Origin of the sequence: Campylobacter concisus, from assembly GCF_902460875.1 — a bacterium.
Taxonomy (GTDB): Bacteria; Campylobacterota; Campylobacteria; order Campylobacterales; family Campylobacteraceae; genus Campylobacter_A; species Campylobacter_A concisus_AA.
Map to the genome: position 1 here is coordinate 133766 of NZ_CABPVR010000007.1, position 10154 is coordinate 143919.

Sequence of the window (10154 nt, forward strand, 5' to 3'; positions counted from 1 at the left end):
ACTACTTATTTAAAATTTTTAATAACACAACGATATGGCAAAGATTTATATCTTTGCTAGCTGTTAGAAGTGCTATATCGCCATGCTCTTTTTCTAGTTTCTTTAGCATTTTAAAGCAAGATTGCGCTTTTTCATTATCAAGCTCGAGCTCAAATTTCTCACAAAACTCATCAAATCTAGCTTCTCTATCTTCATGAAACCACTCTCTTAAAGCAGTGCTTGGTGTGATATCCTTTAGCCAAAGGAAATTTGAAAATATCTCTTTTCTTATGCCTCTTGGATAGAGTCTATCAACAAAAGCCGCCTTCATATCCAAACTATCATCTTTGATAAAATCATAAATTCTATAAGCTTTAAACATGTTGTGATTGTAGTCCTATAATGTTTATAAATAAAAAAATATTCTTAGTTATCTTATATTTTTTATACTTGTTTAAATTTTAAGGTTTGTAAAATCAAAGCTTAAAATTTTGATTGTGGCGACAAGAATTAAACTAGGGCTAGAAAATAGTCCTAAAAAGAATAAATTTAAATTAAAGCTCGTTTCGATAAAATCCCAACATAAAAATCACCAAAAAGGTTATCATTATGAGAGGCTATAAAATTTTCTCAGGAACGGCTAATATTGAGCTTTCAAAGAAAATTTCGCAATATCTTTCACTTCCTCTTAGCGAGGCAAGTATAAAAAGATTTAGCGATGGAGAGATCAGCGTGCAAATCGGCGAGAGCGTGCGCGGAAAAGATGTTTTTGTCATTCAGCCAACATGTGCACCGACAAATACAAATTTAATGGAACTACTTATCTTAACTGATGCTTTAAGACGTAGCAGTGCAAGCTCTATAACAGCGATTGTGCCGTATTTTGGCTATGCTAGACAAGATAGAAAAGCAGCTCCTAGAGTGCCGATCACTGCAAAACTAGTGGCAAACATGATGCAAACAGCAGGTATCGATAGAGTCGTCACTATGGACCTTCACGCAGGACAAATTCAAGGATTTTTTGATATTCCGGTTGATAACCTTTATGGAAGTATTATTTTTAATGACTACGTAAGAGCTAAAAATTTACCAAATCCAATCGTTGCAAGCCCTGATGTAGGTGGCGTTGCTCGTGCTAGAGCCTTGGCTAAAAATCTAAATCTTGACATGGTTATCGTAGATAAGCGCCGTGAAAAAGCAAACGAGAGCGAAGTGATGAATATAATCGGCGACGTAAATGGTAAAGATGTGATTTTAGTTGATGATATGATCGATACGGCTGGCACGATCGTAAAAGCAGCTGAAATTTTTAAAGAGCGTGGCGCAACTAGCGTTATGGCATTTTGCACGCATCCAGTCCTTAGTGGGCCAGCTTACGATAGGCTAAGACTAGGCTTTTTGGATGAGTTGGTGGTAACAGATACGATCCCACTAGCAGAGGAGCTACCTTGTATAAAAGTGCTAAGTGCAGCTTCATTGTTTGGCGAAGTGATACGCCGTGTATATCACAATGAAAGCGTAAATAGCTTATTTTAATTGATTTTGGCTTTTGTTTTTAGCGTTTCAGGCAAAAGCCAAATCTTTCAATATTTATTAGAATCTAATTTTGATAAATCAAAATTTATAGCAAAAAGATAGCCTCTATTTATAGCTGGAATTTTTAAAATTCTAGCCTTCTCTTTAAAAATTTTTGGCATTATGGCTTTGCAAAATGGAGTTACTAAAAGGCAAGTGTCTGCGTATCCGACAGCGATCTTGCCGCTTAGCACCACGCTTGTTTGCTTTGCTAAATTTGCATTTAGCTCATCTTTTTGAGCTTTACTTAGAAGTACGTTTAGCTCTTTTGCCGCCATATCAACGCCTCGTATCGCATTACTATCATTTTTTATGATAAAAATTTCATCACTTATTTTTGTGATATTTGGCATTAAAATTTGTCTATCGGCTTCTAAAAACTCAAAGCTCTTTTGTACGCCACTAAAATATCTATCCAAAAATGGCTCACTAAAATTTAGCCGAATAAAGCTTCTTTTTAACTCGCCTTTTAAATTTGTCTCATCAATAAAATAGCGTAAATTTCTCACATCAAGATAGTTTTGAAGCTCTTTTTTGCGCAAATTTAAAAGTGGCCTAACTAACCAAAAGTGCTTTCTTTTTTCAAGATCGCTCATGCCAAAGAGCTCTTTTAGCCCAGCGCCCTTGCCAAGCTGCATCAAAAACCACTCAAATTTATCGTCAAACTGGTGCGCTAGGATCAAATTTTCATAGCCAAATTTTTGGCAAATTTCTCCAAAAAACTCATATCTTTCCTCGCGCGCATTTTTTTCAAAATTTGACTTATCTAAAAAAACGCTTTTGGTATAAATTTTTTTACCAAATTTATCTGCGAGCTCTTTTGCACTTTTTATCTCGCTTTTACTTTGCTCTCGAACATTGTAATCAACCATCGCTAGGTCAAATTTGACCCCAGCTTCTTCTAAAATGTAAAAAAGTGCGGTGCTATCGACGCCGTGCGAGAAGGCTAGCAGGTTTGCGCCTGCGCTTAGCCTACCAAGCACATTTTGGCTTATCATTTTGCTTTTTTGACGATGGTAGCGACTAGTTTTTGATCAACCACGTCGCTGACCTCACAAAGGTAGAGTGAGCCGATCTCAAGCTCTTTTACGTCGCTTTCGTTTATTAAAATTTCGCCGTCTATATCTTTGTCCCAGATATCTTTTTTGGCAGCGTAAAACATCTCGCCCTCGCTGCTAATGCCCTCAAGCGATGCGTAAATTTGCTTGCCAAGCTCTTTTTGCAAGCTCTCATTTATCGCTTTTTTAGTGATCTTTTCTATCTTGCTTAGTCTTTTTGAGATGATTTTAGCTGAGATTTGCTCCATTTCAAAAGAGGCTGTGTCCTCTTCTTTTGAGTAGGCAAAGGCGGAAATTCTATCAAATTTAAACTCCTCTAAAAACTCGCAAAGCTCATCAAAATCCTCCTCGCTCTCGCCTGGGTGTCCCACGATGACGCCAGTTCGTAAGAATGAATTTTTGGCATTTCTCATCAAATTTAAAAGCTCTTTTATCTTTTTAGTGCCACTTCCACGCTTCATTATCTTTAGCATATTTTCGCTGATGTGCTGGATGGGCATGTCAAAGTAGTTGTGAAAGATAGGCGAGGCGATGATACGCTCTATTAGCTCTTTGCTGGTCGTACTTGGGTAGAGGTAAAGTATCCTAGCGCTTCTTACGCCTTTTATCTTTTCTATCTCGTCTATTAAATTTATTAGTCCGTCGCTAACGCCATGATCGCGCATATATGAGCTTGAGTCTTGGGATAAAAAGCTAAAGTCGTAGTAGCCTTTTTTAACTAGATTTTTGACCTCATTTACGATGTTTTCAAGCGAGCGTGAGTTTAGCTTGCCTTTAAATGTCGGTATCGCGCAAAAGCTGCACTTTTGGTTGCAGCCCTCTGAAATTTTGATGTAGGCGTGGTAGTTTGAGCCAGTTATCACGCGCTCTTCGTTTGCTTGCAGATAGGTATCTGGGCTAAATAAATTTTGCTTTTTCAAGATGATCTCATCGATCTTGTCATAATCAGCCACGCCGGTAAAGAGATCGACCTCTGGTAGCTCTTTGATTAGCTCATCTTTGTATCGCTGCATAAGACAGCCAGTCACGACTAGCAAAGAGCCATTTTTACGAGCTTCGTGCATCTCAAGGATGGTTTGTATGCTCTCTTCTTTGGCGGATTTGATAAAGCCGCAGGTATTTACGATGATGACGTCTGCGTCACTGATATCATCCGTGATATCGTAGCTTTGCAAGCGTCCTAGCATGATCTCTGAATCAACTAAATTTTTGTTACAGCCAAGTGAAATTAAGTGAAGTTTTGGCATTTTTAGATCCAGATGTTGTCTATTAGCCTAGTTTTGCCAACATAAGCTGCTACTAAAATGATGGTGTTATTTTTTTCTATTTTGGAAATTTCATTTAAATTTCTATCCGTAATAGCGACATAATCAACCTTTAACGGCTCTAGCACTTCAAGCATCTTTGTTTTGATCTCGCTTGCGTCCTCTTCGCCGTTTTGGATCAAATTTTGTGCTTTATTTAGCGATCTTGAAAGCCTTAGAGCATTACATTTATCTTCGTCACAGATATAGACGTTTCTGCTTGAAAGCGCTAAGCCGTCTGGCTCTCTAACGATATCGCAAGCCACTAGGCTGGTATTAAGAAAAAATGTCTTTATCATGTTTTGCACGATGATTAATTGTTGTGTATCTTTTTTGCCCATGTAAACGCTATTTGCACGAGTTAGACGAAATAGCTTGTTTAGCACCCTTAAGACGCCGTCAAAGTGGCCTGGCCTAGTTTTGCCCTCTAAGATGGCTGAAAATTTCTTTGGAGCGACGATTAGAGGTTCATCTTCAAAGTAAAGCTCATTAGCATCTGGGATAAAAATAGCACTAACGCCATTTTGCTCGCAAATTTTAATGTCGTTTTGCTCGTTTCTTGGATATTTGTCTAGATCTTCGCCTGGTAAAAATTGAGTTGGATTAACGAATGTTGAGACGATACTTATCTCATTTTCGCTCACGCATTTTTTAATAAGGCTAACGTGTCCGTCATGAAGTGCGCCCATGGTCGGCACAAAACCGATTTTTGCGCTTGCGTTTGAGACGAAATTTTCAAGTTCTTTTATAGTTCTTATGATTTGCATTTTGACTCTTTTTGTTTGAAATTTTAACTTGGCATTGTAACAAAAAAGGATTAAAAGGGCGTAAATTTAAAAATGTAAGCAACTTTTGGCTAAAATCGGCAAAAATTTTTGGAGAAAAACTTGGATAGTTACGAATACAACGAGCTTTTAAAGAAGCTACAAACAAAAGTTGAAAACATAGGCTCTATCGTAAAGCCTGAAGAGATAAAGGCTAGGCTAAAAGAGATCGAGGCCACTGAGCAAGATCCTGATTTTTGGCAAGATATCGCAAGAGCTGGGGCACTAAATAAAGAAAAAACTAAAATTTCAAACATGCTTGCAAAATTTAATGATGCTAATCAGGCAGTAAGTGACGCAAAGGAGCTCTTTGAGCTAGCAAATTCTGAAAATGACGAAGAGACTATAAATTCTCTTTTTGATGACGCTAAAAATTTAGATGAAAAGATAGTAAATCTTGAAATTTCTATGCTTTTAAGTGGCGAAGATGATGGCAAAAACGCGATTGTATCGATCCACCCTGGAGCTGGTGGCACTGAGAGTAACGACTGGGCGAGCATGCTTTATAGGATGTATCTTAGATTTTGCGAGCGCGAGGGCTTTAAGGTCGAGACTCTTGACTTTCAAGAGGGTGAAGAGGCGGGGCTAAAGGACGTGAGCTTTATCGTAAAAGGTGAAAATGCTTATGGCTACTTCAAGGCAGAAAATGGCATCCACAGGCTCGTTCGCACAAGTCCATTTGATAGTGCAGGGCGCCGTCATACGAGCTTTTCTAGCGTCATGGTAAGCCCTGAGATAGATGATGATATAGAGATCGAGATCGAAGAGAAAGATCTAAAGATAGATACTTATAGAGCAAGCGGTGCAGGCGGTCAGCACGTAAATAAAACTGAATCAGCCATTCGTATCACGCATATACCAACTGGCATCGTCGTGCAGTGCCAAAACGACCGCAGCCAGCACAAAAATAGAGCTACAGCGATGAAAATGTTAAAGTCGCGCCTTTACGAGCTTGAGCTGATGAAGCAGCAAGAGGCGAGCAATAGTGTCGAAAAGAGTGAGATCGGCTGGGGACATCAGATAAGATCATACGTGCTTTTTCCGTATCAGCAAGTAAAAGATAACCGCAGTGGCGAGGCATTTTCGCAAACTGACGCGATACTTGATGGGGATATCAAAAAGATGATAGAGGGCGTCTTGATCGCTCAAAAGGCTGAGGCGTAGCAAATTTATAAAAAGAGATGAGAGCTAAAATTTCATCTCTTTTAGCTTCATGCACGCTTCTTCTTTGCCTTTAAAGCAAGCCTCATCAAGATAAATTCTTGCTTTTTTATAGTCATTTTTGCCTAGATAGATAAGCCCCAGATCGTAGCTGGCCTCGCTTGAGCCAAGGCTTGTGGCTTTTTCGTAAAAATATATCGCTTTTTCTAAATTTTTATTGACCCCAAGGCCGTACTCGTAGATATATCCAGCACTTCTTAGCCCGTCTATGTTGCCGTATCTACCAGCTGTCTCAAACCAAAAAAGTGCTCTTAAGATATCTTTGCTAAAGCCTTTGCCATCACGAAAACAAATGCCAGTTTGTTGCATGGCTAGAACATTTCCATCTTTTGCGTAGTCGTAAAATCTCTTGCAAGCCTTTGGATAGTTGCCTTCATTGTATAGATAGATGGCGTCTGCTATTTGCTCGACCTCTGGATCAAGTGGTGGCTCACTAAGGCCAAAATTTTGTGAAATTTGATCTAACGAACATCCCCAAAATAGTAAAACACTAAACACAAAAATGATAAATTTTTTCATATTTGTCCTTGAAAATTTAGGCGATTTTATCCAATTTTATCTTATAATGCCCGCAAATTTTAAGCAAAAGGAACGATATGGATCATAATGCACTTTTAATCCAGCTTGGCTATAACGTCAATGAAACGACCACTGCTCAAATGTGTAGAATTTTAAACAATACTGATGGTCTCTTGCCAAAGAGCATAATTGAACTAAACGATCATTTAAAGCCGCATCTTTGTTTTGTGGCGATGAGTGGAAGTGAAGATAGACTAAAGATAAAAAATGTAGCTACCGTTAATGAAATAAAAGAGCGAGTTGATGAGATTATAAAAAACTGGGCTAATAAATATAAAATGGAGCTAAAAAAGATAAATGAAACAACTTACTATGTAATGGGAAAGATAAGGGACTGAAAATGAAATATGATATTGTAATTATTGGTTTTGGAAAGGCTGGCAAAACGCTAGCGGTTAAGGCTGCCGCACTTGGCAAAAAAGTGGCTCTTGTAGAGAGATCACCAAAGATGTATGGAGGCACTTGCATAAATGTTGGCTGCATACCAACCAAACGTCTAATAACAGCCGCTAAAGAGGCAAAATTTGTAAATAATAGCGTTGAAAGCGAATATTACACACTTAGTGTGGAAAATAAAAATAAACTAATTTCAGCCTTGAATGCTAAAAACTATGCAATGCTAAATGATAAAGAAAATATTGATGTGATCGATGGTGTTGGCTCATTTGCTAGTGAAAAAAGCGTACTTGTAACAACGCCAAGCGGCGAGAAAAAGATAATAGAGGGCGATTTTATCATTATAAATAGCGGCTCAAAAGAGGCAGATACTCCTTTTGAAGTTATAAGCTCAAATGTATTTTCAAGCCAAACTTTGCTTGATCTAAAAAATTTACCAAAGCATTTTGTTATTATCGGTAGCGGTTTTATCGGTATAGAGTTTGCATCGATGTTTGCAAATTTTGGCTCAAAAGTGACTATCGTAGGACGTTCAAAACTACTTAAAAACGAAGATGATGATATAGCTAATAGCGTAAAAGAAGCTCTTAGAGTCCAAGGCGTTGAAATTTTAGAGGGTTGCGAGATAGAGTGCATTAAAGAAAATGTATTAATTTTCAAGCAAAATGGCGAGCAAAGATGCCTTAGGGCTGATGCATTTTTGATCGCGCTTGGCAGAGTGGCAAATGTGGATGATTTAAATTTAAAAGCTGCTGGAGTTGAGCTAAATGAAAAAGGCTTTATAAAGACAAATGAAAACCTTCAAACAAATGTGCCAAACATCTATGCGGTAGGCGACGTGCGCGGCGGAGAGCTTTTTACTTATACGAGCTTGGATGATTTTAGGATAGTTTATTCACAAATTTTTGGTGATAAAAAGAGAAATACTAAAAATAGAAGCATTCACGCAAATGTGCTATTTACCGACACTCCGCTAGCAAGAGTTGGAATGAGCGCCAAAGAAGCAAGCAAATTTGGGCTAAATTTTAAAGAGCTAAAGCTTAGCATGGCAACAGTACCAGGCGCAAAAGTACTAAATCACGATGTAGGCATGCTAAAAGCTATCGTTGATGCACAAAGCGGCGAAATTTTAGGTGCTAGCTTTCACTGCATCTATGCAAATGAGCTGATAAATGAAATAGCAATTGCTATGAATTTAAAAGCAAACGCAAATTTCTTTAAAAATCAAATTTTCACTCACCCAAGTATCAGTGAAGCACTAAATGACTTATTTGGACAATTTTAAAAGGAAAAGAATGAAAAAATATTTATTGCTTTTATCGGCTTTATTTTTCACTGGCTGCTTAAATGTGATTGGTGTAGGACAAAAACAAGATGATTCGTGGCAGCAACCAAAGGATGAAAAAATAGTGCAAAATAAAGAGCAAATTTCAAGAAATGCGATCGAAATTTTAATACCAAAATGCGAAGAAGGTGATGCGGAAGCTTGCAATGATTTGGGTGTAAATTACGAGCTTTTAAAAGAATATGAAAATGCTTTAGCAAATTATCAAAAAGCTTGCGATGCTAAGGTACAAGTCGGTTGTGCAAATTTGGGCACTCTTTATGAGCTTGGACTCGGAGTTAAAAAAAATCCAAAAAAAGCAATTTCAATTTATAAAGAAAGTTGCAATGGTGGAGGCATGCAAGCTTGCTATCATTTAGGCAATGCTTACAGAAAAGGCGAAATAGTTAAGAGAGATTATTACTTAGCAATGCAAGCTTATACAAACGCATGTAATGCTGGCGATTTGCCAAGTTGCGCCAATATCGGAGCGATGTATGAGCTTGGTCTTGGTGTCAATAAAGATGAAAAAAGGGCTTATGGAATTTATAAAGTCGCTTGCTTTCGTGGGCTAAGCAAGGCATGCCCGCAGATGAAAAGACTAGGCACAAAGCTAGGAATGTAAGTGAAAAAGGTCTTAAATTTTGGTCTTATTTTGGCTATGGGCTTTATGCTTAGTGGTTGCTGGTCTTGGCAAAAGATGGTAAGTTTTGGCTTTTGGCAAAGTGATGAAGAGGCTAGGACAGAGCGTCTTGAGCTTGAAAAAGAGAAAATGATGCAAAACTGCGATAGTGGAAATAGCATCGACTGCAATAACCTAGCTGTAAATTTTAGTAATGAAAAAGACTTCGTAAAAGCAAAAGGCTACTACGAAAAAGCTTGCAATGCTGGGCTTGCGACGGCTTGTTCAAATTTAGGTCAAATCTATGAGCAAGGGCTTATTGATGAGCAAAAAGATATGGAAAAAGCTCTAAAACTTTATAAACTAGCTTGTGATAGTGGCGATGGCGTTGGCTGCTATAACGAGGCAATGGGGCTAAAATCCTACATCGAAAGCGAAAATTTAAAGACTCATAAGATAGATAGAACTAGGGCTGAGGCTAGAGTGCTAAGGCTTTTGGCTAAGAGCTGCGAGCTTGAGTACGCTCAGTCATGCTTTTTGCTTGCAAAGCTAAGCGGAGATGAAACAAAGGCGGACGCACTTTACAAAAGAGCCTGCCAGCTTGGTAAATGTGTGGATAAAAAGTAATACTAGTCAAAATACTGTTCTAAAAATTCGTAACAAATCAACAAAGGCTCTTTCTTGAGCCTTTTAAAATTTTATGTTTTAATTGAGAAATTCTAAAAATGCCTCCAAGCGTGTACAGATCTGGCCAACATACATCTTGTTTGGAGTAGTCAGTTTCAAGACTCATATAGCTTACACCAGCTTCTTTGCTGCTTCTTTTATCTTGTTTGTTTTTATTGCATAAGTGTGACAGCCACTTAAAACGATATCTATTGCACCATCTACTTTATATTCATCTACAAATTTTTTGATAGCATCAGATCTTGCGTCGTTTTTGTACATTACTGAAGGGGGACATCTTTATGTAATGTTTGGCGATATTTTCTACAAGGTCGCCTTGTGTACTCATATTATTTTTAAATTTTTAGTTCCTGTACAGTTTAAAAAACTACTACATCCGCTTCTACACTTGCTCTTCCATACCCAGTAGCTACGATCGAGGCATATTGATAGCCTTTTTGTTCTAAAATTTCTTTTATATCGTGTACTATTTTTATGGCACTAAAACTACTTGATAACAAAAATAGATCACAAAAATTATCTTGATTATCTAACATTGCTACTTTTGTAGATGTTGAGCTTATATCAATACCGATGAAATACATA

At 37.8% G+C, this 10154-nt stretch carries 11 protein-coding genes and 2 pseudogenes; 6 read left to right on the forward strand and 7 right to left on the reverse strand.

The annotated features are described in order from the left end of the window. Position 1 precedes the first annotated feature (1 nt). Positions 2–361 (reverse strand): DUF488 domain-containing protein, encoded by a 360-nt coding sequence (locus tag F3H01_RS04545; RefSeq protein WP_087579994.1) that lies wholly within the window; start codon positions 359–361, stop codon positions 2–4. A 227-nt stretch (positions 362–588) separates the two neighbouring features. Between F3H01_RS04545 and F3H01_RS04550 the strand changes: the two genes are divergently transcribed. Next, positions 589–1515 carry a ribose-phosphate pyrophosphokinase gene (locus tag F3H01_RS04550; RefSeq protein ID WP_072594149.1) on the forward strand — a complete coding sequence of 309 codons (927 nt, stop codon included), beginning with the start codon at positions 589–591 and terminating at the stop codon, positions 1513–1515. Between the two features lie 47 nt (positions 1516–1562). On the opposite strand, the gene tilS is transcribed toward F3H01_RS04550, so the two are convergent. From tilS to panC, 3 genes are read right to left on the reverse strand one after another with little or no spacing between them, the layout of a single operon-like run. Beyond that, positions 1563–2552, reverse strand: a complete 990-nt coding sequence (gene tilS / locus F3H01_RS04555) for a tRNA lysidine(34) synthetase TilS (protein ID WP_149724996.1) — start codon at positions 2550–2552, stop codon at positions 1563–1565. Beyond that, positions 2549–3859, reverse strand: a complete 1311-nt coding sequence (gene rimO / locus F3H01_RS04560) for a 30S ribosomal protein S12 methylthiotransferase RimO (protein ID WP_149724997.1) — start codon at positions 3857–3859, stop codon at positions 2549–2551. The genes tilS and rimO overlap by 4 nt, the downstream gene beginning before the upstream one ends. Positions 3860–3861: 2 nt before the next feature. Beyond that, positions 3862–4683, reverse strand: a complete 822-nt coding sequence (gene panC / locus F3H01_RS04565) for a pantoate--beta-alanine ligase (protein ID WP_149724998.1) — start codon at positions 4681–4683, stop codon at positions 3862–3864. 120 nt (positions 4684–4803) lie between these two features. Between panC and prfB the strand changes: the two genes are divergently transcribed. After that, a complete protein-coding gene (gene prfB, locus F3H01_RS04570) occupies positions 4804–5904 on the forward strand; it encodes a peptide chain release factor 2 (RefSeq protein WP_149724999.1) in 1101 nt (366 codons plus the stop codon). 24 nt (positions 5905–5928) lie between these two features. Here the strand turns inward: prfB and F3H01_RS04575 are convergent, their stop codons facing one another. Beyond that, the gene (locus tag F3H01_RS04575) at positions 5929–6480 is read right to left on the reverse strand and encodes a tetratricopeptide repeat protein (RefSeq protein WP_084041413.1); all 552 of its coding nucleotides are present in this window, start codon (positions 6478–6480) and stop codon (positions 5929–5931) included. Positions 6481–6557: 77 nt separating this feature from the next. Here F3H01_RS04575 and F3H01_RS04585 point away from each other — a divergent pair, with 77 nt between their 5' ends. Genes F3H01_RS04585 through F3H01_RS04600 form a run of 4 tightly spaced genes read left to right on the forward strand, consistent with a single transcriptional unit; the run spans position 6558 to position 9509 of the window. After that, positions 6558–6878 carry a hypothetical protein gene (locus tag F3H01_RS04585; RefSeq protein ID WP_021090811.1) on the forward strand — a complete coding sequence of 107 codons (321 nt, stop codon included), beginning with the start codon at positions 6558–6560 and terminating at the stop codon, positions 6876–6878. Between the two features lie 2 nt (positions 6879–6880). Continuing rightward, entirely contained in the window at positions 6881–8221 is a 1341-nt protein-coding gene (locus F3H01_RS04590) for a dihydrolipoyl dehydrogenase family protein (protein ID WP_149725000.1), read from the forward strand. Between the two features lie 10 nt (positions 8222–8231). Beyond that, positions 8232–8885 (forward strand): tetratricopeptide repeat protein, encoded by a 654-nt coding sequence (locus tag F3H01_RS04595; RefSeq protein ID WP_149725001.1) that lies wholly within the window; start codon positions 8232–8234, stop codon positions 8883–8885. Further along, positions 8886–9509 carry a tetratricopeptide repeat protein gene (locus tag F3H01_RS04600; protein WP_149725002.1) on the forward strand — a complete coding sequence of 208 codons (624 nt, stop codon included), beginning with the start codon at positions 8886–8888 and terminating at the stop codon, positions 9507–9509. A gap of 171 nt (positions 9510–9680) precedes the next feature. Here F3H01_RS04600 and F3H01_RS09420 read toward each other — a convergent pair. Both F3H01_RS09420 and F3H01_RS04610 read right to left on the reverse strand, forming a co-directional pair. Next, a pseudogene (locus F3H01_RS09420) lies at positions 9681–9833 on the reverse strand (2-hydroxyacyl-CoA dehydratase family protein); the annotation flags it as partial. Positions 9834–9928: 95 nt separating this feature from the next. After that, positions 9929–10154: pseudogene (locus F3H01_RS04610) on the reverse strand (acyl-CoA dehydratase activase); the annotation flags it as partial.

Bases quoted from the DNA above. Each gene is read 5' to 3' on its own strand.
- F3H01_RS04545 (WP_087579994.1), bottom strand. From the start codon at position 361: ATGTTTAAAGCTTATAGAATTTATGATTTTATCAAAGATGATAGTTTG.
- F3H01_RS04575 (WP_084041413.1), bottom strand. From the start codon at position 6,480: ATGAAAAAATTTATCATTTTTGTGTTTAGTGTTTTACTATTTTGGGGA.
- F3H01_RS04590 (WP_149725000.1), top strand. From the start codon at position 6,881: ATGAAATATGATATTGTAATTATTGGTTTTGGAAAGGCTGGCAAAACG.
- rimO (WP_149724997.1), bottom strand. From the start codon at position 3,859: ATGCCAAAACTTCACTTAATTTCACTTGGCTGTAACAAAAATTTAGTT.
- panC (WP_149724998.1), bottom strand. From the start codon at position 4,683: ATGCAAATCATAAGAACTATAAAAGAACTTGAAAATTTCGTCTCAAAC.
- tilS (WP_149724996.1), bottom strand. From the start codon at position 2,552: ATGATAAGCCAAAATGTGCTTGGTAGGCTAAGCGCAGGCGCAAACCTG.
- F3H01_RS04585 (WP_021090811.1), top strand. From the start codon at position 6,558: ATGGATCATAATGCACTTTTAATCCAGCTTGGCTATAACGTCAATGAA.
- F3H01_RS04595 (WP_149725001.1), top strand. From the start codon at position 8,232: ATGAAAAAATATTTATTGCTTTTATCGGCTTTATTTTTCACTGGCTGC.
- F3H01_RS04550 (WP_072594149.1), top strand. From the start codon at position 589: ATGAGAGGCTATAAAATTTTCTCAGGAACGGCTAATATTGAGCTTTCA.